We start from the raw sequence: 23,917 nt of genomic DNA, 5'->3' as shown, positions 1-23,917 counted from the left end.
AGGGCGCGATCGCGCGATGTCCGGGCGCCGGATACGGTCGGGGGATGAGAATCGCGGTGGTCGGTGGGGGGATCAGCGGGCTCGTCGCGGCCTACCGGTTGCGCGGGCTGCTCGGGGAATCGGCCGCGATCACGGTGGCCGATATCCGGGACCGGTTCGGCGGGGTATTGCGGACCAGCGAGATCGCGGGTGAACCGATTGATCTGGGCGCGGAGGCGTTCGTCGGCCGGCGGCCCGAGGTGCCCGAGCTGCTGGGCGAACTGGGTATTGCCGACCAGCTGGTTCATCCGGCCGGTCTGCGCCCGCTGATCTGGTCGCAGGGGCGGGCCCATCCGCTACCGGAGCGCACGCTGATGGGTATCCCGGCCGATGCCGCGGCCGTCGAAGGACTGGTCGATGCCGCGACGGTGGCGCGCATCGCCGCCGAACCCGAGCGTCCGTTCACCTGGCGGCCCGGTGCCGATATCGATGTCCACTCGCTGGTGGCCGACCGGTTCGGGGAGCAGACCGTGGCGCGCAGTGTCGATCCGCTGCTCGGCGGCGTGTACGCCGGTTCCGCCCGCTCCATCGGGCTCCGCGCGGCGCTGCCCACGCTGGCCGCGGCGCTGGACCGTGGTGCCGGCTCCTTCACCGAGGCGGTGGCGGCCGCACTGCCCGCGCCGTCCGGCGCACCGGTGTTCGGGGCGCTGCGCGACGGTTACGGGGCGCTGCTGGACGCGCTGGCCGGTCGGACGGCGGCCACCACGATCCGGGATACCGCCGTCACCGGTCTCCGGCGGATAGCGGGTGGCTGGGCGGTGGAACCGCTCGGCGAGTTCGAGGCGGTCGTCCTCGCGACTCCGGCGCCGGTGACGGCCCGGTTGCTGGCCGATATCGCGCCCGTGGCGGCGCGCGCGGCCGCCGGGATCGAGCTGTCCTCCTCCGCCCTGGTCGCACTGGAACTGCCGAAGGACACCGCGCTGCCGCCCAATTCGGGTGTGCTGGTGGCGACGGGGGAGCCGTTGCGGGCCAAGGCGTTCACCCTGTCCAGCCGGAAATGGTCCCATCTGGCCGTGCGGGAGACGGCCCTGGTGCGGGTCTCGTTCGGCCGGTTCGGTGACGACGCGGTGCTGGGACTCTCCGATGCCGAACTCATCGATGCCGCCACCGCCGACCTCGCCACCGTCACGGGGGCACCGATCACCCCGCGGTCCGCGATCGTGCAGCGCTGGCCCGGTGGCCTCGCCCAGTACGCCCCCGGGCACACCGAGCGGATCGCCGAGATCGAGTCCGCGCTGGCCGGTTTCGGCGATCTCGCGGTGACCGGCGCCTATCTGCACGGTGTCGGGGTGCCCGCCTGTGTGGCGGCGGCGACGCGGGCCGCGACACATATCGCCGGCGGTGTGGCTCCCGCACCGGCCTGAATGCCGCTCCTCCGGGTGCGGCGGCCGGTCGGCCCGGGCCTGGCCTCGACCGGCCCCGGCCCCGCGGCGATCCGGCGAGTGGCACGATGGGGCTATGGCGCGACTCGATTACCAGTCTCTCAACTCCACCATCCGCTATCTCATGTTCTCCGTGTACCAGGTGCGGCCCGGAGTGCTGGGGGACGACCGCGCGACAGCGCTGAAAGAAGCCCGCGAGTTCTTCGACGGGCTCGCCGATCGCGGTGTCATCGTGCGTGGCGTCTACGACGTGGCCGGTATGCGGGCCGACGCGGATTTCATGGTGTGGACCCACGCCGAGCGGGTCGAGGACCTGCAGGCCGCCTACGCCGATTTCCGGCGCACGACCGAACTCGGCCGGGCCAGCACCCCGGTCTGGAGCAATGTGGCGCTGCACCGGCCCGCGGAGTTCAACAAGAGTCACATCCCTGCGTTCCTGGCCGGCGAGGAAGCCGGGAACTACATCTGCGTCTACCCGTTCGTCCGGTCCTACGAGTGGTATCTGCTGCCCGATGACGAACGCCGCAAGATGCTCGCCGATCACGGTAAGGAAGCACGCGGCTACCCCGATGTGCGAGCCAACACCGTCGCCTCGTTCGCGCTCGGCGACTACGAGTGGATCCTCGCGTTCGAGGCGCCGGAGCTGCACCGGATCGTCGATCTGATGCGTGACCTGCGCGCCACCGAGGCCCGGATGCACGTCCGGGAGGAGACCCCCTTCTACACCGGGCCGCGGGTCGAACTCGATCAGCTCGTCGCCGCACTGCCCTGACCCGAAGTCGCCCGACCGCCCGGCGGTGGCCCCGGAAAAGGGGCCACCGCCGGGCGGTTGTCATATGACGGACCGATGGGAAGCGGGACGGGTCAGTCCGCTGTACCGGTCGCGGGCTGCAGGCGCAGGGAGATCGAGTTGATGCAGTACCGCTTGTCGGTCGGTGTCGGATAACCCTCGCCCTCGAAGACGTGCCCGAGGTGGCTGTGGCAGTTCGCGCACAGCACTTCGACGCGGCGCATTCCCAGCGAACTGTCCTCGCGCAGCAGTACCGCGTCCGAGGCGGCCGGATCGAAGAAGGACGGCCATCCGCAATGCGACTCGAACTTCTCCGTACTCCGGAAGAGTTCGGCGCCGCAGGCCCGGCAGCTGTACACCCCCTCGGCGGTGGTGTCGGTGTATTCGCCGGTGAACGGTCGCTCGGTGCCGGCTTCGCGGAGCACCGCGTACTCCGCGGGGTCCAGCCGGGCCCGCCACTCCTGCGGGCTGAGCTGGATCTTCGGGGCGGGCAGGGAGGTATCGGTCGCGTCCGTTTCGGAACTCATGCCTCCACGCTAATACGTCTGCCGCGGCGCGTCCCGTTTCAGCCGCGGACGGCCTGCGTCTCGACGACGCGCGCACCGGCCGGTTCGGGCTCCGCCGCGCGGTCGGCGGCCGGGGTCCGGACCGGCGGGGCCGGTGCGGCGAAATCGTCCACCCCGGCATCCCGGGAGTCGGGTGCCTCGGCCATCCACACCGGGTCCAGTCGCGGCAACCGGCCCGCGCGCCGGGCGGCCAGATACCGGTCGCCGAGCACACAGAACACAACGACCAGCAGCAGGCCCCAGCCGAAGGTGATCCGCAGATATTCCAGGTTGCGGCCGATATCGGGCCAGCGGTCCGACAGCCATTTGTCATAGGACAGGAAACCGAACACCGCCAGCCAGGCCGGCCAGTTGCGCAGCACGGAATTGCGCAGCACGACCGACATGAGGAACGGAAACAGCATCATCGAGTAGTACATCTGGCCCAGCGAGGCCAGCAGCCACGAGGCGGTGAGCAACACACCCGACGCGGTGGTGACGAAGAACAACTCGTCCTCGCGGTAGTACCGGTACAGGATCCACAGCGAAACCAGCACCAGGACGGCCATCGTGAGCCGGATGGTCCAGGTCAGCCACGGGGGCAGGCCGTAGTACTCCGCGTTGCCGGGAATGGCGCTGTTGAAGTAGTCGCGCGTTTCGAACAGGTACGGCGCGGTCCGGGTGAAGAAGCGCTCCGGATCGCGCGACAGCGGCCAGGCGACGGCGGTCAGCGCGATCGGCACGGCCGCCGCCGTGGCGACGAGTGCCCACTGTTTGCGGACCACGGCGATCAGCAGCAGCGGTGCCAGAGTTGGTTTGACGGCCATGCTGAGGCCCAGCACCACACCTGCCAGGACATCTCTTCGCCGCAACAGCAGGATCAGGAACAGCATCTCCGCCAGCAGCAGGCAGCCGTTGACATTGGTGAACACCAGCGTGTTGATCACCGTCTCGGACAGGAACATCGCGAGCAGCAGGACCGGGGCGGCGATGGAGCGCAGCGTGTAGTTGAACAGCCGCAGCAGCAGATACCAGGCGATCAGGATGGCGACAGCGTTGAGCAGGATGAACAGCCAGCGCGATTTCTCGTAGTCGATCACCGCGATGGGCGCGATCAACAGGGTGCCGCTGGGCGGGTACAGGTAGTGCGGGTCGACCGAATCGAAATTCGCCGTGTACACCTCGCGACCGTTGAGGAAATCCAGCGAGGCCTGGTAGACCGGCTTGTAGTCATCGGTCACGAAACCGTTGACAGCCTTGATGAACACCCGGTTCAGCACGGTCATGACCGCCAGCGGCCAGAGCGCGAACCGGATCACGTCGGCGGTTGTTCGAGCAGTGCGGGGCTCGAGCTGTCGAAGGAACACCACGGCACGGTACACCGGGCGGTGCCGTGGTGTTGCCGGGGCCCACCCTCGACGCGCCGGTCAGGCGCCCCTCGGACCCGGCTCGGGGCGCCTTCGCGCGGGACCGTCAGGCGGGGCAGGCGGTGCCGTCGCCGGGCAGCCGTCCGTCCTTCAGATACGCCACGAGCGCGGTCTGCGCGCAGCCGGAATGCGCGCTCACCGGATGACCCCAGCCCTGCCAGGTCATGGTCGAGGTCCGGGCGCCCGCCGCCCCGAGGGCGCCGGTCACCGAGGCCTGGGCGCCACCGGTCACCGGATCGGCCACACCGGTGAGTACCAGCACCGGCAGCTCCAGTTTCTCCAGCGCCGCCGGTGCCTCGGTCACCGGCCAGGCCGAGCAGGCCAGCATCGACAGCGCGGTCGCCCGGCCGAACGCCGGATACTTCTGCGCCCAGATACCGGTGAGGTCGGTGACCTGAGGCGCGGGCGGGGTCTGCGGCATATCGGTGCAGCCGTTGACGAACTGTCCGTCGGTCGCGGTGGCGGTCTCCTGCTGATCGATCAGCGTTTTCAGCGCGCCCAGGTCGCCACGGCCGGCCGCGGACAGGGCGTCGGCGAGTGCGCCGATCCGGCCGGTCTGGTCCGCGCGGGGGCTGCCGAGGAACCCGGTGACAGCTGTGCGAACCCCGTTTGCCGAGATGTCGCCGAGCTGCCCGTCGGCGGCTTTCTGCATCAGGGTGGTCACCGCCGCACGCGGATCGGGTCCGAGCGAGCACGAGATACCGACGCACTGCTGGGCGAACGCCGACAGCGCCGCCTCGGCGCCCTGGACCGCTGTCTCGGTCCGGGTGACGGTATCCACACCCACCGGGGTGGGGGAGTCGAGGACGAGCCGGGCCAGCCGGTCACCGTATTTGCGGGCGTATTCCAGGCCCACCAGCGCGCCGCTGCCGGTGCCCAGCACGGCGATGTGGTCGACGTTCCACTCGCGGCGCAATTGCTCGATATCGTCGGCGGCGTGCGCGGCATCGAAGGTGCCGTCGTAGGGCTGCAGGAAGTCCCGGCAGGAAATGGTGCCGTTGCGGGACAGGTCGGACATACCGGTCACCGCGTCACCGCCCGGGGTGAACTGGGCGTTGTCCTGCAGGCCGCTGCGGATATCGGCGGGTAGACAGTCGATCGCCTGGGAGCTGCCGATACCCCGGCGGTCCACCGCGACCACGGGGTGGGCGGTGAGCAGGGCGCTCGCCGGACCGGTGGCCAGCCCCGCGAGGGTGGCGCCGGAGGAACGGTCCACACCGGAGGTCAGTATCACGGGTGCGGCGTCGGGCGGGGTCTGCGGCAGCCGGGCGCGCACCGCGCCGGTGCGGAAGTTGCCCAGCACCGAGCCCGCGCTGTCGATCGGAGTGGAGAAATCGGCACATTCCAGGACCAGGCCGGCGGGTCCCGGGCCCATCCCGGCCTTGTCGAATGTTTCCCGGGTGCACTCGCGCCACGGGAGGTCCTTCTTCGGGACCTCGGCGGCCGGCGGCGGTGGGACCTGGGCGGAGGTGGTGGATTCGCCTGGCACAGGCGGACGTTCGACGGCGACGTGCGGGCGGTCCGATGGACCGGCCCCGCATCCGGCGATCATGATCAAAAGTGCCGAGGCCGGCACCACTGCCCGAGTCCAGCGCATGCGCTACACCCTGCCAGGTCCGGATCGGATCCGCCTGAGCGGGACGCCCGGGCTCCGCCACGTACGCTCGCCGCCCGGGTTTCAGGCGCGCACCCAGCGGGTGAGCATCGTCCCGTCCGGGTCCAGCAGCACATGCGCCGGTGTCATCCGCATCCCGAATTCCTCGTGCGACACCGAGATCCGGCGCGCCGTCCCGCCGACCAGCAGCGGCGCGGTGGTCAGGCAGAGTTCGTCGACCGCGCCCGCGCCGGCCAGGGAGCCGAACAGCTGCGGTCCGCCCTCGCACAGCATCCGCCGTAACCCTCGCGCCGCGAGCACCTCTGGAACCGCCGGTGGCGCGATGACCTCGTCGCCGATCTCGATCACCTCGGCTCCGGCGTCGGCGAGGGCGCGTACCCGCTGCGCGGGCGCCGCCGCGGTGGTGAGGATCAGGGTGGGGGTCCGGGCGGTGGTGATCACCCGATGGTCCGGGTCCAGCGCGGCGGAGGCGGTCACGATCGCGATCGGCGGCGGGTCGCCCTCGGCATGCCCGCCGATGCCCCGGGCGAACAGTTCGCGACGCAGGCCCGGGTCGGTCTGCGCGCCCCCGTAGTTCTCCGCGCGTACGGTGCCCGCGCCGACCAGGACGACATCGCACAGTTCGCGCAGCAGATGGAACACCCGTTTGTCCGCCGGTGTGCCCAGAGCACCCGATACACCGCCGGGTCCGGTGACGGCGCCGTCGATACTGGAGACGAAATTGACGCGCAGCCAACTGTCGTCCGGGCCACCCGGATAGGCGTACAGATCGGCGAGTGCGTTGCTGTCGAGGTCTGTGAGCTGGATCGCATCGGGGATACGCTGCATACCAACAGCTCATACCACGTCACTAGGCTACGTCCATGCCGATGCGCCTCGTCGACCGCCGTCCGGAGGTCCCCGCCGACCAACTGGTCGCCCAGATGGTACCGCCGCCCATGTTCGACGAGGTCGGTTTCGACACCTACATCCCCGACCCGAACGAGCCCAGCCAGGCCGCGGCGGTCGCCTCGGCCAGAGCCTTCGCGGAGAAGGTCACCGCCATCCACAAGGCCGGGCAGAAGAAATCCTTCTTCGGGAAGAAGAAGCCGACCCAGGGTGCGGGCCTGTACCTGGACGGCGGTTTCGGTGTCGGCAAGACCCACCTGCTGGCCTCGATCTTCCACAGCGCGCCCGCGCCGAAATCGTTCGGCACCTTCGGTGAACTCACCAACCTGGTCGGCGCGCTGGGATTCGGTAACGCGGTCGAGCGGCTGTCGGCGAACAGTGTGCTGTGCATCGACGAATTCGAACTGGACGATCCGGGCGACACCATGCTGGTCTCCCGGCTGCTCACCGAGCTATCGGCCAGTGGCGTCTCGGTCGCGGCCACCTCCAACACGCTGCCCGGGCAGCTCGGCGAGGGCCGGTTCGCGGCGCAGGACTTCCTGCGCGAGATCAAGAAGCTCGGCTCGATCTTCGACACGGTGCGGGTGGACGGCCCCGACTACCGGCACCGCGATCTGCCGCCGGCCCCGGAGCCCAGCAGTGACGCGCAGCTGAACGAACGGGCGGCGGCCACCCCCGCCGCGACGCTCGACGATTTCGACGCCCTGCTGCGCCATCTGAGCACCCTGCACCCGTCGAAATTCGGGGCGTTGATCGACGGGGTGTCCGCGGTCTTCGTCTCCGGCGTGCATCCGGTCAACGATCAGGCGGTGGCCCTGCGCCTGGTGGTGCTGGCCGACCGGCTCTACGACGCGGGCACCCCGGTGACCGTCTCGGGCGCGAAACTCGACGAGATCTTCTCCCAGGAAATGCTCGACGGCGGCTACCGCAAGAAGTATCTGCGGGCGATCTCCCGGCTGCTGGCGCTGTCCCGCTTCGAGGTCCCGGCCTGAGCGCGGCCCGGCGGTAGCCGGATCGTTTCCGGCCGCCGGGCGCCGACCCGCGCGGCGTGCGCAGACGCGCCGTTTTCGGGTTGACCCCGGACCCCGGGGTTGGTTTGCTGAGTCCGGCACGCCGCGCGGGGGTGCCGGCGAGCACGATGGGAGTTCCGCTCATGGTTCATCGTTCGGCGCGCGTACCGGCCGCCGTTCTCACCGGTGCCCTGATCGCGTTCGGCCCGGCCGCGGCGGCGAATGTCACCGCGGCACCGGCGGCCGCCGAGGTGCTCACCGTCGACCGGTCGCTGCACCTGTCGGGCGCTCCCAATGCCCGCGATCTCGGCGGTTACCGCACCGTGGACGGACGCACCGTACGCACCGGTATCGCGTTCCGCACCGATCAGCTCAACAATCTCACCCCCGCGGATCTGGCGGAACTGACCCGGCTCGGGGTCCGTGCGGTCGACGATCTGCGCACGGTCTACGAGCGCGCGATCGGCCCGGACCGGATCCCCGCCGGGGCGCGCGCCAACTGGTACGACATGATCGGCGCCGCCCCACTGCCGGAACTCGTGTCGACCCTCGCCGGTGGCAGCGACCTGTACCGGGCGTTCATCACCGCCCCGGGCGCGAACCAGGCGGTGGCCGGGGTACTGCGCGATATCGCGGCGTCCGGGCAGGGGCCCGAGGCCGGCGCGGTGCTGTTCCACTGCACCGCCGGCAAGGACCGGACCGGCTGGACCGCCGCGGTACTGCTCACGGTGCTCGGTGTGGATCGGGCCACGGTCACCGAGGACTATCTGCTGTCCAACCACTACCGCGGCGCCGCGGCCGGTGATCCGGTGGGCGGGGTCCAGCGGGAGTGGCTCGACGCCGCCTTCGATCAGGTCGCGGTGAGCTATGGCGGTTTCGACCGCTATGTGAGCGAGGGTCTGGGGCTGAGCGCGGCGGAGATCGACACCCTGAAACAGCGCATGCTGGACTGAGACCGCGAGCGCGGCCGGCGGTCAGAACCGCAGTCGCAGCACGAAGTCGTGGTGTACCTGGCGCCCGACGGTGAAAGTCCGGGTGCCCACCTGCTCGAAGCCGTACTTGGCGTAGAAGCGTTGCGCCCGCAGGTTCTCCTGATTCACGCCGAGCCAGACACCGGCGTAATCGCCGCCGCGGGCCTGCTCCAGTGCCGCGTGCATGAGCGCGCTCGACACTCCGGTGCCGTGATGGCCCGGCAGCACGTACATCTTGCTGATCTCGAGCACCGGATCCAGCGCTACCGCCGTCGCCACCGCGGGGTCGGACGGCGGCCCGCTGTGCAGGATGGCGTACCCGACGATCTCGCCGTCCGCGACCGCTTTGAGGACCGTGCGCGCCGGATCGGACAGATATTCGCCGAACCGCTCCCCGGAGAGCACCTCCGCCAGGAACACCTCGATATCTTCCATATCCGAACCCGGCGGGCAGGCCAGCGGGAAGGTCGCGGCGGCGACATCGCTGAGCGCCTCGGCGTCCCACAGTCCGGCCCGGTCCACGGTGACAGTGGTCATATCCCAATGAGACCACAGCGGTCCGGCCCGGCGGTGTGTCCGCTGGTCCGGCAGGGTGCGGGCCCGCCCCGCGGACAACTTGTCCTGGGTTCCGGCGAGACTCGTGCGACCTGCGGCGATAGGCGTAATAGAGCCTCCGGCTTTGCTGCCGGACACATCCGACGTAATCTCTCGCCCATGAGGAGCGGGAACCGCATCGCGATCGTCGGTGCGGGTATCGCGGGTCTGGTCTGCGCGAAGGTCCTGAGTGAGGATGGGTTCGCGGTCGAGGTTTTCGACCGAGCCCCCGATATCGGCGGCGTGTGGAGCGAGACTCGCCGTTACCCGGGCTTACGCGCGCAGAGCAGCAAGTACACCTACCACTTCTCCGACCATCCGATGCCCGCCGACTACCCGCGGGTGCTCGACGGAGCCCGGATGCAGGAGTATTTGGCGAGCTACGTGCGCGCCTTCGGGCTGACCGATCGCCTCCGGCTGCGCACCGAAGTGGTCGCGGCCGATCCGGTCGACGGCGGCTGGCTGCTCGAGATACGTGATCTCGACGGCGTGCACCGCACCTCCTGTGATCACCTCGTCATCGCCAACGGCGTATTCAGCGAGCCGGAGATCCCCGATTTCGCGGGAATGACCGAATTCGGTCGTGCCGGAGGCCAATTGGGCCACAGCACCCAGTTCCTGGATGTGGACGCGGTCCGCGACCGTTCGGTGGTCGTGGTCGGCTACGGCGCCGCGGCCTGTGATCTGGCCACCGAGATCAGCCGGGTGGCCGCCGAGACCACGGTGGTGGCGCGCCGGCTGCTGTGGAAGATGCCGCGCCGGCTGGCCCCCGGGCTGGACGCCGAACGGGTGCTGCTCACCCGTACCGGTGCCGCCCATTTCCGGCATCCCGAGCCCGGCCGGTTCGAGCGTCTGCTGCGTGGCCCGGGCCGTTCCTTCCGGGAGAGCAACCTCGATCTCATCGAGGCGCTGGTGGCCCAGCGGTCCCGGGCCGCGGAGCTGGGGCTGGTGCCGCCGGTGCGGTTCGACCAGGCCCACGAAGCCGCGTTCGGCCTGGTCGCAGATGATTTCGCCGATCAGGTCGCGGCCGGCCGTATCGCCGTGTGCGGCGAAACCGAGATCGCCGCGCTGGGCGGCGGCCAGGCCGGGCCGTATGCCGAACTGTCCGACGGCCGGCTGGTCCGTGCGGATATCGTCGTCTGCGCCACCGGTTTCCAGCAGCGGGTCCCGTTCCTGACCCCGTACGTACAGCGCCAGCTCACCGACGATCACGGTAATTTCCGGTTGTACCGGCAGATCCTGCCGTTGCAGGTACCACATCTGACCTTCGCCGGTTACAACTCGTCGCTGCTGAGCGCGGTGGGCGCGGAGGTCGGCGCGCACTGGACGTCGGCCCTGCTCACCCGGAGCCTGTCCCTGCCGCCCGCGGAGACGATGAGCGAGCGGATCGAAGCCCGCCTGCGCTGGATGCACGAGTACACCGGCGGTCACCACGCGCACGGTGCCTCGGTGACGCCCTACGCCCTGCGCGATATCGATGAACTGCTCGCCGATCTCGGAGTGAAGCTGCCCTTCGCGGCACGTACCGCGCAATGGGTGCGCCCGGCCCGGCCCGGTGACTACAAGGTGGTGTCGCGCCGGAAACGGGGGCCTGTGGCCCGGCCTCTCGCGGCCCCCTACGGTGCACCTTCGGCGGAGCCGTCGGCACCGCAGCCGCCCGCGTCGCCACCGCAGCCGGCGTCGCCGCCGACCGGTGCGACCGAACCGATCCACACCGGCGCCGCCCGCCCCGAATCGTCCGGCGGGCGACCCGTGGCCTCGGAATCTCCGACCGTGAAATTGCCGGAGTCGGCTCTTCCGGGTGCCGATGAGCGGACCAAGATCATCGCGATGCCCGCCGCGCACCCGGCCGGCCCGGACCCGCAGTCCGCGCCCGGACAACCTCCGCAACCGCAACCCATGCCCGGGCAACCTTCGCAACCGGTGCACCAGTCCAGGCCCGCGCCCGCGGCGGTGAACACCCGATGGCCGGTGCACGCCGCGCAGCCGCCGAACACACCACATCCGGAGAACGCCGCGCCGTCCCCCGACGGGCGCCCCCCGGAGACGCCCCCCGCGGCACAACAATCGACGGTGGACGTCGCCCGGGAGGCGGCCCGGCGGGCCGCGGCCGAGAAGCGCGCCGCCGGTATCGCCGCCCGATCCAACAGCCCCACGGTCCGGCTCGATATGCGTGCGGCCCAGGCCGCGGCAGCCGCCGCGGCGGCCGAGACCTCCGCGCCGCCGTCGCCCGGGCCGGGGACACCCGGCGATATTCCGACGGGCGCGGCAGCCGCGCCCGCCGCCGAAACCGGCACCGGGGAGGCAACGGAACCGGGTACGGCCACCACGGGATCGGACCGCGCCGAACCGGCACGGACCGACCCGGCACCGGCGGCCCGGACCGTGGATACGCAGTCGGCTGCCGACCGGTCACCGGCTACGGGTGCTGGTGATACGGCGCCCGCGGACGCGGCGGGTTCATCGGCTCCCGAGACCACCGAACCGGTGTCCGCCGACACCACCGACCGGGCATCGGCCACCGGTGCCGGCGATACGGCGCTCGCCGAGACCGTGGATCCGGCATCGGCTTCCGGGACCACCGAGCCGGCGCCCGCCACCGAGCAGGCATCGGCCACCGGTACGGCATCCGCCGCCGGACCGGAGACGCCGGATAGGGCAACGGCCGACTCGGCATCGGCTTCTCCCGAACCCGAGACACAGGCCACCGGCGCGTCCTCGCGAACCTGATCCGGCCGTGCCGGATCTGGATCTGAACCTGCTGGTGGCCCTGCACGCCCTGCTCGAGACCAACAGCGTCACGCAGGCCGCCGAACGGCTCAACACCTCGCCACCGGCGATGAGCCGCACCCTGGCGCGGCTGCGCCGGGTCTACGACGACCCGCTGCTGGTCCGGGCCGGGCGCCAGCTCGTCCCGACTCCACGCGCGCTCGAGTTGCGGTTCGAGGTCGGCGCGCTGGTCGAACAGGGTCGGGCGCTGCTGGCGAAACCCGATACCGTCGACCCGACCGCTCTGGTACGCGGGTTCGCGTTGTACGTGGACGACGCGGTGCTGCCCGAACTGGCCGGCCGGCTGCTCACCGAGGTACGCGCCCGGGCACCGGGAGTGACCCTGCGGTTCGTGCCCGGCGAGGCGGCCGGTTCGGCGAGTGCGCTGCGCGACGGCCGGATCGACGCGCAGGTCGGGGTGATCGTGCAGGCGGATCCGCAGACCCGGGTGGAACGGGTACGCGGAGACCGGCTGATCGGGGTCGCCGCACCCGGGCATCCGCTGGTCACCGAGCGAGTGACCGTGGCCGCCTACGCCGCCGCGGCCCATATCAGCATCTCGGCGCGCGGGATCGCCCGCGGCCCCATCGACGACCGTCTCGCCCTGCACGGCCGCACCCGCCGCGTCGTGGCCACTGTCCCCGATCTGACAACGGCGTTGCTCGCCGTGCGTTCCGGTGTCGCGGTGTGTCCGGCCCCCGCGGTCGTCGCGGCCACCGCGCTGCCGGCACTGGGTCTGTGTGCGTTCGAGATTCCGCTACCGCTGCCGGAAGTGACGATTTCGCTGGCCTGGCATCCGCGCAACACCCCCGACCCCGCGCACGCGTGGCTGCGCACCCTGGTGCGTTCGGCGCTGACAGCCGCCGATCCGGTGACCGGGACACCGCCGGGGGTGAGGGTTGCATGGGTCCCATCTGGGTAACTGCTGGGCAGAAACCTGGCGGTGACCGGCCTCCGTGGAGCACCCTGGAATACGTCGGTGTGGTGTCGGGCCGACATGGTGGGACGGGTTAGATGGGTGGTCGCATGCAGACGAAGCGGCGGAGTGATATTCGGTGCGGGCGCCGGACGATGTTGTCCGACCTGGGTATATCCGACGGTCCGGTGGGTACGGACACCGCGGAGCAGACCACCTCCGGGTACGGGTGCGGCTGTGCGCACTGCGTGGAGGCGCAGTGGGACGCGCAGCGACTCAAGTATTGGCTGGCGAGCCGGATGCTCGCGTTCGGTGCGGACGAAGCGGTGGTGGACCGGCGCTGCGGCCCGGTCACCGTCGATGTCTGGTGGCGGCGGGGCACCGAGCAAGGCGCGATCGAGGTGCGCACCGGCCCACTGACCCAGGAACTCGCGCAACAACATACGGACCGGCTCCGTGCGCTGGGTTGCGCGAAGGTGCTGTGGTTGTGCGCGCCCGGTTTCTGGGTGTCCCAGTTGCCCGCCCTCGGTATCGCCGATCTCGCACCCGCCTCGTGTGAGTACCGCGCCGTGAGCGGCATGTTGGAAACCGGTCCCAGCGGTGTGGTGGTGCCGAGCGGGCGGCCCTACGAGTTGCGAGAGTTCCTGCGGGAGTGGGTGGCAGGCGAGGTCGCGTGGGGTTATCGCGATCATATGAAGAAAGGATGGGCGGCCGTGACCGACTGGGAGAAGCACACCAGGACCCAGGCACTGCTGCTCGAACAGCAACGTCAGGAACTGATGTCGCAGCGCACCGCGCTGGCCATGGCCCGGCAGGCGGTGCGCGAGAAGAAGCGGCAGCTCGCCAGAACCGTCGCCCGGATGGAGCGGACGGCGCAGCGCGCCCGGGAGCAGGCCGAGGCGGTGGCGGCGGTGGATCGCCGGATCGCCGATGAGCGGCGGGTACACCGCGCGCTGGAGGACACCATCCGGCGTCTGCACAAAACCATCGACAACTGGCAGCTGATCACGGTTTTCGTCATGTTGTTGCTCGCGACCTTCATCGCGGCGACCATGCTGGTCAAACCCTGACGGCGACCGCCCGGCCCGATCTCGTATCCGCCGGGCGGATCTCAGCGCGTGGGGGCCGCCGAGTCCGCCGCGGGCGGTCTTCTGTCCAGCGCGGCGCACGCCGCGTCGAGCGCGGCCACGCGTAGTTCTTCTACCGGCGTATCGGCGAGCAGGACCAGACAGTCGCCCAGGCCGCCCAGTGCGACGATGGCGCGGGCCCGATCGCCGAGCCCGGCGTCGGGACCGACCAACAGGGTGGTGAGCCGGCGGCGCCAGTCGACGACGCGATCGAGGAATCCGAGTTCGGCCAGCGGCGCGAGATCGCGGAGCACCAGCGCGGTGATCGCGCGATGCCGGTAGGAGACATCGAAATAGCGTCCGAGTAGTTCCCGTGCGTCCACCGGGCCATCGCCCGCGCGGACTTCGTCCGCGGTGATCGCGGCCTCGGTATCGTCGAACAACGGTTGTACCAGGCTGCGCAGCAGATCCTCACGCGAGGAGAAGTGGTAGTACAGCGCGGGTTTGGTCAGTCCGAGTTTTTCGGCGATCTGGCGCAGGCTCGTCTCCTGGATGCCGCGCGCGGCGAAGAGTTCGAGCGCAGCGGCGTGGATGCGCTCACGGGTTTCGCTGGATCGGGGTCTCGGCACTTTTCCACCCTAGCGCGTTGACCGCCCGGTAAGTAAACTAACTTACCTACCGATAAGTAAACGAACTAGGGGATCGCTATGGACGTCCTGATTTCCGGCGCGAGCGTGGCCGGGCCCGTTCTCGCCTACTGGCTCGATCGGTTCGGGTTCACACCGGTGGTCGTGGAGCGCACCCCCTTTCCGCGGCTGGGCCTGGGTGGTCACGCGGTAGATCTCTTCGCCCCGGCGACGGCAGTGATGGACCATATGGACCTGCTCGGGCCGCTGCGGGAGGCGAGCACCGAATCGACCGCGCTCCGGCTCGAACGGCCGGGCAAACGGCCCATCGCGGTGGATCTGCGCGATATCTCGGACGCTTTCGCCGATGGGCGGCACCTCGAGATCATGCGCGGGGAGCTGGCGGCGATCCTGCACGAGGCGACCGATAGCCGGGTCGACTACCGCTTCGGTGATTCGATCGCCGACCTCACCGACCACGGTGACGGCGTGGCGGTGACGTTCGACAGTGGTGCTTCGGCCCGGTTCGACCTCGTCATCGGTGCCGACGGTGTGCATTCCAGAGTCCGGGAACTGGTCTTCGGCCCGGAGGAGCGCTGGCGCCGGCATCTGGGCGCCTACTTCGCGGTGGGCACCCTCCCGAACTATCGGGAGCTCGCCGGGCTGACGCTGCTGTACAACGCCGTGGACCGGATCGCCGCGATGTACCCGGTCCGGCAGACCGGCCTGGCACGTGCGGTGTTCCTGTTCCGGCGCGGTGAAGAAGCGCGGCACGACCCTCGCGATATCGATGCCCAGCGCCGGCTGCTGCGCACCGAGTACCGCGACGAGGGCTGGGATATCCCGCTGCTGCTCGACGAGATGGACCGCGCCGACGACTTCTATCTCGATTCCGTCAGCCGGATCCAGCTGGACACCTGGTCGCGGGGCCGGGTGGCGCTGGTCGGCGACGCCGGGTACGCACCCGGACCGGCGGTCGGAGGCGGTACCTCGCTCGCCGTTGTCGGTGCCTACCTCCTCGCCCGTGCCCTGGCCGAAGCAGGCGGCGACCATGCGGTGGCCTTTTCCGCCTACCGCGCGCAGGTCGACGCGTACGCCCGGCGCTGTCGCGAGGTCGCGCCCGCGGTGCTGCGCCGGGGTATTCCCCGGTCCCGGGCCCAGTTGCTCGCCGGCGAAACGGCGATGCGCCTGCTCCCGCATATCCCGCGCCGGCTCCGTGCCCGCCTGATGTCCGGCAGCGCGAGCAGTACGCTCTCGTCGTTCACCGTGCCCGATCCCATCGGGCAGCACCACTAGCCGCGGCCCGGCGGTTTCCGCGCCGCTGCACCGAACGGGCCCCACGGGGCGAGGGCCGGATGTTGCGTCCGTTACCCGGCGGTCAACCGGAACGGGCCCCGATCCCACCGCCACTCGTTGCGGACCACCAGCGCGATCAGGTCCACCGTGTCGAATCCGGTATCCGCCCGCACCTGCCGTAGCGTGGGCAGCCGGACCGGGCCCTCGGCGAGCAGTTCGGTGAGCCGGTCCTCGAGGCCCGCGGGCACCCGGTGCTCCGCCAGTTCCGGTTCACCGAGGCGGCTGCCCGTCCAGAGCAACCAGCCCCAGCCGTTCTCGTGCGCCCGGGCGCGGGCCGCCGTGGACTTCATCCGGTTCACATGGAAACCGATATGCCCCAGAGGTTGTTCGTCGATCAGTACCAGGCGCCCATCGGCGAGTTCGGCGACGACGGTCGGGAAGTGCAACTGTTCCGTGCCGTCGATCCGGTACCCGACGGCATCGGGATATTCCTGGAAATTACGGATCCGGTCGTCGGCGTCGAGCAGACGGAGGAGCCGGGCCTCGAGCCCGGAGTCGAAACCGATATCACGTCCCGGTTTGTGCAGGTAGAACCGGCCGCGACCGTCATCGTCCATATCGAACGTCCGTGCCGGGCCGGTGGGCAGCGGTGCGGGCGAGCCGTTTCCGGTGGGCCAGTCGATCCGGTCGAGCCAGGGCGCGGGCGGCCCGGCGGGTTCCTCGTCCATGCGCAATCGGGACAGCAGGTGGTTGGTCTTCTTGCGCCAGCCCACGATGCGCTGGGTGACGAAACCCGCGATCCGTTTCGCGTCGGCCGCGGTATGCCCCGCCAGCCGCAGCTTCAGGTATGACAGGTCGTTCACCGCGATATCGGTATCGGTGGCGTAGGTTTCGGCCAGCAGCGCGCGCGTGAGTGCGGAATCCCGGGCGCCCACCGGGTAGCGCCGGGCGTACTCGGGAACCGGCAGCCGTCCGGAGCGCGCGGTGTGCCGGAGCAGTTCGCCGACCGCCTTGGTGTGCAATTGGCGGGCCCGGTCCCGCGCGAAATCCAGTCGTGCGCCGATACGGGTGAGCGTTTCGGGGCGGTCCCCGGTGATACCGAGCCGCAGTCGCAGGATCGTTGCGGCCCGTTCCCGGTCGACCGCGTAATCGTCCACCAGCTCGGCCAGGGCGTGGCCGCATTCCTCGAGTTCGAAGGACAGATGTTCACGGAGATCGTCCGGAAACGATTCCCCGGTGTCCGTGGCGGCCGGCCCATCCGGCATCACATCGCGGGCTGGTTCCGTCTGCACACACACCCCCTGTCGGGACCCGGCGGGCCGGTCGGCTCGAGTTCGTGCGGGTCAGCTTAACCGCGCCCGCCGACAACCCCGGTGGATGCGTACCGACTGTCGGGGTCGTCCTGTGCTCTAATGAAGTTTGCCGAGTATTCGCCCTGCGTCACGACCCACCGCCGCGATCCCCGGTTCCACCGGATTCGGCGCGCCGACCCCACGATGTGGAGGATTTCGTGCTGCACACCGATATCCCGACTCGCGGCGAGATCGAAGCTCTCGCCGCCCTCACCGACGACTGGTGCGTATCGATCTACACTCCCACCGAATCGGACGCAGCCGATCCGGACCGCAACCGGATCGCGTTCTGGGACCAGGTCCGGCAGGCACTCGACCAGGTCACCGACGCGGCGGCGCGGGCCGCCCTGGAGGAGGAATTCGACGTCCACATCGACGATGCCGAGTTCTGGCGCTACCAGTCGCGCACCCTGGTCACCCTCGCCACACCGACGCGGATCCGCACCTTTCGGGTGCCCAACGAGTTGAACGCCTCCGTCACGGTGGGCGATCGTTTCTATCTCAAACGCCTGCTCCGCGCCGTCACCTTCCCGCAGTCGGCGTTCGTCCTGGCCCTGGCCGAAGGCAGCGTCCGGCTGGTGGAGATCACCGCCGACAAGCCGGCGTACACGGTGCGGATACCCGGTCTGCCGGCCAACGCGGCCGCGCACGCCGGCAAATCGAGCCTGGGCGATCGGGCACCGAAGCGCCGTGTCCAGGGGGAAGAGGGGCGCAAGATGCGGGCCCGCCAGTATGCCCGCGCCATCGACACCGAACTCCGCGATTTCCTGTCCGGCCGCCATGTGCCACTCATCCTCGCGGCCACCGAACCGATCGACTCCCTGTTCCGGTCGGTGAACAGCTACGACGGCCTGCTCGCCGAGAGCATCTCCGGCAATCCCGAGCACGCCTCCGACCAGGAACTCGCCGAACGTTCCCGTGCGGTACTGGACCGCCACTACGCCGCGCAACTGTCCGAGCTGATCGACCTGCTGGATCGCCGGCGCAGCGAGGGCCGGGCCGCCACCGATATCTCCGATCTCGCCCGGGCGGCCACCGCGGGCGCCGTGGACACCCTGCTCGTCGATATCGATGCGTCGGTGCCCGGCGCCGTATCCGCCGACGGCGCGGTCACATTCGCCGAACCGGAGCCGGTCGACGCGCCCGGCATCCTGGACGAGATAAGCCGCCGCGTCCTGCTCACCGGCGGCCGGGTCCTGGCCGTACGCGCCGAGGACCTGCCCCGCGAGACGGAGATCGCGGGCATACTCCGTTACGCGGCGTAGCCGCCCGGAAAAGCAGTAGAGGCACTTTCCGATCCGCTCGGAAAGTGCCTCTCAACCGATATGAACTGGTGCGCGATACTGGGATTGAACCAGTGACCTCTTCCGTGTCAGGGAAGCGCTCTCCCGCTGAGCTAATCGCGCGAGGTGGAGACGGGAATCGAACCCGTGTGCACGGCTTTGCAGGCCGTTGCCTCACCACTCGGCCACTCCACCGCGCAAAGGGGGAAGGCATTCTATGCGCCTGGCCCTACCTCTCGAGCGGATGACGGGATTCGAACCCGCGACCCTCACCTTGGCAAGGTGATGCGCTACCAGCTGCGCTACATCCGCATTCTGCATCCCCGGTGGTCGTTTCCGTCCTCCGTGGTGCGAGACAGAACATTAGCCGACGTTCGGCGAAACCTACAAATCGCCTGGTAGACGCCGGTAAATCACAAGCTTGTCATTTCCGCCGGTACCGGTGCGGGTCGCGCCGTCCGTTCGTAACGGCTGCGCCCGACTCTTGCGGCGGTAGGTGGGCGTGGCGCGACGGCCGACCCCGGTGAACTGATGACAACCGGGTGATTTGGTGGCGAACGGGTGGTGCGTGTTAAAGTTCGTACTCGTTCGGCGGGCATCGAAATTCCCCCCGAGCGGTTCATCCCGGTCTCATAGCTCAGCGGGAGAGCGTCCGCCTCACACGCGGAAGGTCGCTGGTTCGATCCCAGCTGGGACCACAGTAAGCAATCGCCTCCTATCTGTGAATCAGCAGGTAGGAGGCGATTGTCGTTCCTGGCCGATTTCCGCTATCGCACCCTTGGGTTCGGTTCTCGCACCGGTTCGGAGTTCGATACCCGCGGCGTAAGTAGGAGCGCTCCCGCTCGCCGGCACTACGTGTCGATACTCGGATATGCGCATCTGAACATGTCGACCATCCCGGGGGGCGGCGCCTCGGCCCTGCATTGCCGCACATCCGGTGATAGCTTTCAGGTATGGGTTTCGGGGTGGAATCGATGGTTCGCGCGATCGCCCCGGCGTGGCTCGTTGGCGGTTCTGGAGCGTGCCGGGCCGGGATCGTCGGCGCGGGGACCGGCACTGCACTGCGCCGGGCGGTGTCGTGATGGCGGTCACGGTTCTTCTCGGCGGTGATGTGATGCTGGGTCGCGGTGTGGACCAGATCCTGCCGCATCCGGGAGCCCCGGAACTGCGGGAGCCCTGGGTCCGGGATGCCCGGCGTTACGTCGAGTTGGCAGAGTGGGCCCACGGCTCGCTGCCGCGGCCCTGTGGCTACGACTGGGTGTGGGGTGAGGTGCCGGGCCTGCTGGACGAGCTGGCGCCCGAGGTACGTCTGGTCAATCTGGAAACCGCGGTCACCGCGGACGGGTGCTTCGCCCCGGGCAAAGCCATCCACTATCGGATGCAGCCCGGTAACCTGCCGGCGCTCACCGCGTTCGCCCCCGACGTCTGCGCGTTGAGCAACAACCATGCCCTCGATTTCGGTATCGGCGGATTGCTGGACACACTCGACGCATTGGCCGGCGCGGGTATCCGGGCCGTGGGTGCGGGGGACGACCTCGCGGCGGCGCAACAGCCCGTGGCGGTGCCGTTACGGGATGGACGCCGGGTTCTGATCGAGTCCGTATCGACCAGGTCCAGTGGGGTTCCCTCGGACTGGGCCGCCACCACCGGCCGTCCCGGCGTCCGGCGCATCGATCACCCGTCGGCAGGGCACGCCGACGATATCGCGGCGCATCTATCGGTCCACCGGCGTGACGGTGACCTCACGATCGTGTCGGTCCATTGGGGTTCCAACTGGGGGTACGGAATCGGCCTGAGCGAGCGGCAGTTCGCGCACCGCCTCATCGACGCCGGTATCGATATCGTGCACGGCCACTCCGCGCACCATCCCCGGCCGATCGAGATCTACCGCGGCAGACCCATCCTGTACGGGTGCGGTGATGTGATCGACGATTACGAGGGCATCGGCGGCCACGAGTCCTACCGGCCCGACCTGCGGTTGTTGTATCTCGTCGCGCTCGACCCCGCCGGCCCGGCCGTGCTGCGCATGCTGCCCCTTCGTATCCGTCGTATCCGACTCGAGCGCCCGGGACGATCGGATACGCAATGGCTCCGGACTCGGCTCGCCGAGATCAGCCGCAGTTTCGGCACCCGCGTCGAGATCGGGCCCGACGATCTGCTGACCGCCGGGTCGGCGGTGTGAGGCTCGAGGGGCCGCGCCGATCATGCGGGGTGGGTGCCGACCTGTTCGGCCGAAATCAGCTCCGGGGGCCGGTGGATGCGCAGGGGTGGGGGGTCGCCCGCGTAGCGTTCGATCTCGACCAGGCAACTGTTGACCGACGGACCCTGGGCCAGCGAACTGGTGCCGATGTCGAGGGTGACGGTGTTCGGGTTGCCGTGTACGTCCAGTGATTCCGGGTCGTCGGGATCCAGCGGGTCGTACCAGGCGCCGGTGGCCATGTGCACGACCCCGGGCCGGACCGCGTCGGTGAGCCGGAGGCCCGCGAGGAGGGCGCCGCGGTCGTTGAAGACGCGGACGATATCGCCGTCGCGCAGGCCGCGGGCGGCGGCGTCGGCGGGGTGCATGCGCAGGGGTTCGCGGTCGCTGATCTTGGATTCCCGGCTGGTGACGCCGTAGTCGAGCTGACTGTGCAGGCGGGTCGCGGGCTGGTGGGAGAGCAGATGCAGCGGAAAGCGTTGCGCGCGGGGGCTGCCGAGCCACTCCCGGGCGGGGAGCCAGGCGGGGTGACCGGGGCAATCGGAGTAGCCGAAGTCGGCGACGGTGCGGGAGAAGATCTCGATCCGGCCCGACGGTGTACCGAGCGGATGTCGGTCCGGGTCGTCGCGGAACCGTTCGAGTACGTGACGGCTCTCGGGGAGCCTGGGGCGCAGATCGATCGGCGCACCGGATCGGAACTCGCGGTAGTCGGGGAGGGTGATGCCGGCGGCGGCCGCGTTGTCGGCGGTGATTCGCCACAGATGTTCCACCCACTGCCGTGCGGTGCGTCCCTCGGTGAACTGCGGGCCGAAACCCAGCCGGTCGGCCAGGGCGGCGAAGATCGCGTAGTCGTCGCGTGCCTCCCGGTAGGGCGGTAGGGCCGCGCGCATGGGGGAGAGCCAGTGATCGACCTGCGCGGCGGCGAAATCCTCGCGTTCCTGGGCGGCCGTGCCGGGCAGCACGATATCGGCCAGGCGGGCGGTGGAGGTCCAGCCGATCTCGTTGACGATGACCGTCCGCGGCCGGGTCCAGGCACGGCGTAGCCGGTTGAGATCCTGATGATGGTGGAACGGGTTGCCGCCGGCCCAGTAGACGAGGTCGATGTGCGGATAGGTGAGAACGCGGCCGTTGTAGTCGACGGTCTCGCCGGGACGTTCCAGCATGTCGGTGAGGCGCGCCACCGGGACCACCTCGGCGACCGGATTCGGCGGCTGCGGCAGGGCGGCGATCTCGAACGGCAGCCGGCGCCGCTGCATCCCGTTGGTCATTCCGCTGCCGGTGCCCATGAGGACGCCGCCGCCGGGTAGTCCGATATGGCCGAGGGCGGCGGCCAGCGCCCAGGCGGTCCAATAGGTCTGCTCCCCGTGTTCGGCGCGCTGCAGGGCGTAGGGGAGCCCGATCACACAGCGTTCCCGGGCCAGCAGCCGGGCCAGCTCCCGGATCTCGGCGGCGGGTACCTCCGACAGCGCCGCCGCCCATTCCGGGGTTTTCGGTTCGCCGTCCGCACGCCCGGTCACATAGTCGGCGAAGCGGTCGAAACCGACGGTGTAGCGGTGCAGGAAGGCCCGGTCGTGCAGATCCTCGGTCAGGAGGGTGTGCACCAGGGCCAGCATGATCGCCACATCGCTGCCCGGCCGGCACGGGATCCAGCGGGCGGCGAGAACCGGCTCGAGGTCGTCGCGGACGGGTCCGATATTGATCGTGTCGACCCCGGCGGCGCGAAGGGCCGCGAGGTGGTCGCGGTAGCCGTGGGCGCCGAAACTGCCGGGATTGACCTGCGCGTTTCGCGCTGCTGCCCCGCCGAAGAAGACGATGCGGGCACAGTGCCGCGCGATCTCCTCCGTGGTGGGGGACTGCCGCGCCGCGTAATAGGCGTTCATCCCGAGCACATGCGGGATCGTGACCTCGGCGGCGGCGAACGAATAGGTGTCCACCGAGGCGGTGTAGCCGCCGAACATCCGCAGGAAGCGATGGATCTGCCCCTGGGTGTGGTGGAACCGGCCGGCGCTGGCCCAGCCGTAGGAGCCGCCGTAGATCGCGCGGTTGCCGGCTCGTTCCCGGGTGGACCGCAGGGCGCCGGCGGCGATATCCAGTGCTTCGTCCCAGTCGACCTCCACGAACGGTTCACGGCCCCGGCGCGTGGTGTCGCTGTGCTCGCGGTCCCGGTAGTAGCCGAGCCGGACGGCGGGCCGGGCGATCCGGTGATCGGGGTCGTGGGTGGCGGTGAGCGAGCGGCCGATCGGCGAGGGGTCGGGGTCGGACCCGGTGGGAGTGACGCGGAGTTCGCCGTCGGCAGCGCGGTCGATCAGGTAGTTGCCCCAGTGTGTCGCGGTCGGTAGCGGCTGCGTCATCGTGGTCCTTCGGGCGGTGGTACGTCGATCCGGGTCATCGATCACCGTACGACCGGGTCGCGGTGCGAAGCGGGGCGCGGGGTGAAGGGGCGACCCGGATTCGGATGCCGCGCGGGCCCGGCGCCGGGGGACCCGTCGGCAGGTCACCCGGCGATTGCTATCTTGAACGTCGTTCAAGTCATGGTGTTGCGGAGGTATCCCGGTGAGCGGTGTCGACAACGAGCGGAGGCCGCGGCCGGGTATCACCGCACGCGATATGGCGCAGATCGCGGTCTTCGCCGCGTTGATCGCGGCGCTCGGCCTCCCGGGCTCGATCACGGTCGGATTCACCGGCGTGCCGATCACCGTGCAGACCCTCGGTGTTCTACTGGCCGGGGCGGTGCTGGGGCCGCGTAAGGGCACGGCCGCCGTCGCGGTCTTCATCGCCCTGACCATCATCGGGCTGCCGCTGCTGTCAGGGGGCCGGACCGGGCTGACCGCGCTGGCCGGCCCGAGCGCGGGCTATCTGGTCGGCTGGCTCCCGGCGGCGCTGTTCATCGGGTTGCTCACGGCGCGGATCGTGCCCAAGTACCCGGTACTGCCCGCGCTGCTGATCAACGCGGCCGGCGGCATCGTGATCATCTACTTCTTCGGGACCCTCGGTCTGCTGCTGCGCACCGATATCGCGCTGTGGCCGGCGATCACCTCGAACGGCGTGTACCTGCCCGGTGATCTGCTGAAGGTGGTCGTCGCGACGATGGTGGCCAAAGGGGTGCACCGCGCCTACCCCGGGCTGATCCGTGCCTAGCCGGGGACCGAC

The 23,917-nt window shown here is 69.9% G+C and carries 19 protein-coding genes and 4 tRNA genes; 12 read left to right on the top strand and 11 right to left on the bottom strand.

The genetic code is table 11. From position 1 onward, the window contains the following. Positions 1–44: 44 nt before the first annotated feature. Both IG75_RS0113495 and hemQ read left to right on the top strand, forming a co-directional pair. Positions 45–1,403, top strand: coding sequence for a protoporphyrinogen oxidase (locus IG75_RS0113495; RefSeq protein WP_030521593.1), 1,359 nt, complete (start codon positions 45–47; stop codon positions 1,401–1,403). A 94-nt stretch (positions 1,404–1,497) separates the two neighbouring features. Further along, on the top strand, positions 1,498–2,193 hold the full coding sequence (hemQ, locus tag IG75_RS0113490; RefSeq protein WP_030521592.1) for a hydrogen peroxide-dependent heme synthase: 696 nt from the start codon (positions 1,498–1,500) through the stop codon (positions 2,191–2,193). Between the two features lie 92 nt (positions 2,194–2,285). Here hemQ and msrB read toward each other — a convergent pair whose 3' ends face one another. From msrB to IG75_RS0113470, 4 genes are all read right to left on the bottom strand, one after another. Further along, entirely contained in the window at positions 2,286–2,738 is a 453-nt protein-coding gene (gene msrB / locus IG75_RS0113485) for a peptide-methionine (R)-S-oxide reductase MsrB (RefSeq protein ID WP_030521591.1), read from the bottom strand. Between the two features lie 38 nt (positions 2,739–2,776). Next, complete coding sequence (locus tag IG75_RS0113480) at positions 2,777–4,123, bottom strand: glycosyltransferase family 87 protein (RefSeq protein ID WP_245713174.1); 1,347 nt, start codon at positions 4,121–4,123, stop codon at positions 2,777–2,779. 106 nt (positions 4,124–4,229) lie between these two features. Continuing rightward, positions 4,230–5,780 carry an alpha/beta hydrolase gene (locus tag IG75_RS0113475; protein WP_030521589.1) on the bottom strand — a complete coding sequence of 517 codons (1,551 nt, stop codon included), beginning with the start codon at positions 5,778–5,780 and terminating at the stop codon, positions 4,230–4,232. Between the two features lie 81 nt (positions 5,781–5,861). Then, positions 5,862–6,626, bottom strand: a complete 765-nt coding sequence (locus IG75_RS0113470; RefSeq protein ID WP_030521588.1) for a pyrimidine reductase family protein — start codon at positions 6,624–6,626, stop codon at positions 5,862–5,864. Positions 6,627–6,661: 35 nt separating this feature from the next. Between IG75_RS0113470 and zapE the strand changes: the two genes are divergently transcribed. Both zapE and IG75_RS0113460 read left to right on the top strand, forming a co-directional pair. Then, positions 6,662–7,678 (top strand): cell division protein ZapE, encoded by a 1,017-nt coding sequence (gene zapE, locus IG75_RS0113465; protein ID WP_030521587.1) that lies wholly within the window; start codon positions 6,662–6,664, stop codon positions 7,676–7,678. Between the two features lie 161 nt (positions 7,679–7,839). Beyond that, complete coding sequence (locus IG75_RS0113460; RefSeq protein WP_030521586.1) at positions 7,840–8,649, top strand: tyrosine-protein phosphatase; 810 nt, start codon at positions 7,840–7,842, stop codon at positions 8,647–8,649. A 21-nt stretch (positions 8,650–8,670) separates the two neighbouring features. On the opposite strand, the gene IG75_RS0113455 is transcribed toward IG75_RS0113460, so the two are convergent. Then, positions 8,671–9,204 (bottom strand): GNAT family N-acetyltransferase, encoded by a 534-nt coding sequence (locus tag IG75_RS0113455; RefSeq protein WP_030521585.1) that lies wholly within the window; start codon positions 9,202–9,204, stop codon positions 8,671–8,673. Between the two features lie 177 nt (positions 9,205–9,381). Here IG75_RS0113455 and IG75_RS37835 point away from each other — a divergent pair, with 177 nt between their 5' ends. The 3 genes from IG75_RS37835 (at position 9,382) to IG75_RS0113440 (ending at position 14,016) form a co-directional block, all read left to right on the top strand. Then, positions 9,382–11,991: a flavin-containing monooxygenase gene (locus IG75_RS37835; RefSeq protein WP_063834137.1), complete on the top strand. Its 2,610-nt coding sequence runs from the start codon at positions 9,382–9,384 to the stop codon at positions 11,989–11,991. A gap of 7 nt (positions 11,992–11,998) precedes the next feature. Beyond that, a complete protein-coding gene (locus tag IG75_RS0113445; protein WP_174561176.1) occupies positions 11,999–12,952 on the top strand; it encodes a LysR substrate-binding domain-containing protein in 954 nt (317 codons plus the stop codon). Between the two features lie 182 nt (positions 12,953–13,134). Then, positions 13,135–14,016 carry a hypothetical protein gene (locus IG75_RS0113440; protein ID WP_245713175.1) on the top strand — a complete coding sequence of 294 codons (882 nt, stop codon included), beginning with the start codon at positions 13,135–13,137 and terminating at the stop codon, positions 14,014–14,016. A 41-nt stretch (positions 14,017–14,057) separates the two neighbouring features. Here the strand turns inward: IG75_RS0113440 and IG75_RS0113435 are convergent, their stop codons facing one another. After that, complete coding sequence (locus tag IG75_RS0113435; RefSeq protein ID WP_030521581.1) at positions 14,058–14,642, bottom strand: TetR/AcrR family transcriptional regulator; 585 nt, start codon at positions 14,640–14,642, stop codon at positions 14,058–14,060. A 78-nt stretch (positions 14,643–14,720) separates the two neighbouring features. Here IG75_RS0113435 and IG75_RS0113430 point away from each other — a divergent pair, with 78 nt between their 5' ends. Further along, positions 14,721–15,935, top strand: a complete 1,215-nt coding sequence (locus IG75_RS0113430) for an FAD-dependent monooxygenase (protein ID WP_030521580.1) — start codon at positions 14,721–14,723, stop codon at positions 15,933–15,935. A 71-nt stretch (positions 15,936–16,006) separates the two neighbouring features. Here IG75_RS0113430 and IG75_RS0113425 read toward each other — a convergent pair whose 3' ends face one another. Beyond that, the gene (locus tag IG75_RS0113425) at positions 16,007–17,227 is read right to left on the bottom strand and encodes a sigma-70 family RNA polymerase sigma factor (RefSeq protein ID WP_245713176.1); all 1,221 of its coding nucleotides are present in this window, start codon (positions 17,225–17,227) and stop codon (positions 16,007–16,009) included. A 218-nt stretch (positions 17,228–17,445) separates the two neighbouring features. Here IG75_RS0113425 and IG75_RS0113420 point away from each other — a divergent pair, with 218 nt between their 5' ends. Continuing rightward, a complete protein-coding gene (locus tag IG75_RS0113420; protein WP_030521578.1) occupies positions 17,446–18,552 on the top strand; it encodes a baeRF11 domain-containing protein in 1,107 nt (368 codons plus the stop codon). Between the two features lie 66 nt (positions 18,553–18,618). Here the strand turns inward: IG75_RS0113420 and IG75_RS0113415 are convergent. The 3 genes from IG75_RS0113415 to IG75_RS0113405 form a co-directional block, all read right to left on the bottom strand. Next, positions 18,619–18,693: transfer RNA gene (locus IG75_RS0113415), tRNA-Val, on the bottom strand. A 1-nt stretch (position 18,694) separates the two neighbouring features. Further along, positions 18,695–18,765 (bottom strand) — tRNA-Cys (locus IG75_RS0113410). A 44-nt stretch (positions 18,766–18,809) separates the two neighbouring features. Next, positions 18,810–18,882 (bottom strand) — tRNA-Gly (locus tag IG75_RS0113405). A 314-nt stretch (positions 18,883–19,196) separates the two neighbouring features. Between IG75_RS0113405 and IG75_RS0113400 the strand changes: the two genes are divergently transcribed. Both IG75_RS0113400 and IG75_RS0113390 read left to right on the top strand, forming a co-directional pair. Further along, a tRNA-Val gene (locus tag IG75_RS0113400) sits at positions 19,197–19,268 on the top strand. A gap of 383 nt (positions 19,269–19,651) precedes the next feature. Next, the gene (locus IG75_RS0113390; RefSeq protein WP_030521577.1) at positions 19,652–20,752 is read left to right on the top strand and encodes a CapA family protein; all 1,101 of its coding nucleotides are present in this window, start codon (positions 19,652–19,654) and stop codon (positions 20,750–20,752) included. Between the two features lie 20 nt (positions 20,753–20,772). On the opposite strand, the gene IG75_RS0113385 is transcribed toward IG75_RS0113390, so the two are convergent. Continuing rightward, positions 20,773–23,118: a molybdopterin-dependent oxidoreductase gene (locus IG75_RS0113385; RefSeq protein WP_030521576.1), complete on the bottom strand. Its 2,346-nt coding sequence runs from the start codon at positions 23,116–23,118 to the stop codon at positions 20,773–20,775. Positions 23,119–23,374: 256 nt separating this feature from the next. Here IG75_RS0113385 and IG75_RS0113380 point away from each other — a divergent pair, with 256 nt between their 5' ends. Next, the gene (locus tag IG75_RS0113380) at positions 23,375–23,905 is read left to right on the top strand and encodes a biotin transporter BioY (protein WP_051714612.1); all 531 of its coding nucleotides are present in this window, start codon (positions 23,375–23,377) and stop codon (positions 23,903–23,905) included. The last annotated feature ends 12 nt before the right edge of the window (positions 23,906–23,917 follow it).

Source organism: Nocardia rhamnosiphila NBRC 108938, from assembly GCF_000720425.1.
Classification (GTDB): domain Bacteria; phylum Actinomycetota; class Actinomycetes; order Mycobacteriales; family Mycobacteriaceae; genus Nocardia; species Nocardia rhamnosiphila.
Note: the sequence above shows the minus strand (reverse complement) of the source record. Positions and strands in the feature narration are given on the sequence as shown.

Coding starts and splice junctions, on each gene's coding strand:
- IG75_RS0113495 (WP_030521593.1), top strand. CDS start 45: ATGAGAATCGCGGTGGTCGGTGGGGGGATCAGCGGGCTCGTCGCGGCC.
- hemQ (WP_030521592.1), top strand. CDS start 1,498: ATGGCGCGACTCGATTACCAGTCTCTCAACTCCACCATCCGCTATCTC.
- msrB (WP_030521591.1), bottom strand. CDS start 2,738: ATGAGTTCCGAAACGGACGCGACCGATACCTCCCTGCCCGCCCCGAAG.
- IG75_RS0113475 (WP_030521589.1), bottom strand. CDS start 5,780: ATGCGCTGGACTCGGGCAGTGGTGCCGGCCTCGGCACTTTTGATCATG.
- IG75_RS0113470 (WP_030521588.1), bottom strand. CDS start 6,626: ATGCAGCGTATCCCCGATGCGATCCAGCTCACAGACCTCGACAGCAAC.
- zapE (WP_030521587.1), top strand. CDS start 6,662: ATGCCGATGCGCCTCGTCGACCGCCGTCCGGAGGTCCCCGCCGACCAA.
- IG75_RS0113460 (WP_030521586.1), top strand. CDS start 7,840: ATGGTTCATCGTTCGGCGCGCGTACCGGCCGCCGTTCTCACCGGTGCC.
- IG75_RS0113455 (WP_030521585.1), bottom strand. CDS start 9,204: ATGACCACTGTCACCGTGGACCGGGCCGGACTGTGGGACGCCGAGGCG.
- IG75_RS37835 (WP_063834137.1), top strand. CDS start 9,382: ATGAGGAGCGGGAACCGCATCGCGATCGTCGGTGCGGGTATCGCGGGT.
- IG75_RS0113430 (WP_030521580.1), top strand. CDS start 14,721: ATGGACGTCCTGATTTCCGGCGCGAGCGTGGCCGGGCCCGTTCTCGCC.
- IG75_RS0113390 (WP_030521577.1), top strand. CDS start 19,652: ATGGCGGTCACGGTTCTTCTCGGCGGTGATGTGATGCTGGGTCGCGGT.
- IG75_RS0113385 (WP_030521576.1), bottom strand. CDS start 23,118: ATGACGCAGCCGCTACCGACCGCGACACACTGGGGCAACTACCTGATC.
- IG75_RS0113380 (WP_051714612.1), top strand. CDS start 23,375: ATGGCGCAGATCGCGGTCTTCGCCGCGTTGATCGCGGCGCTCGGCCTC.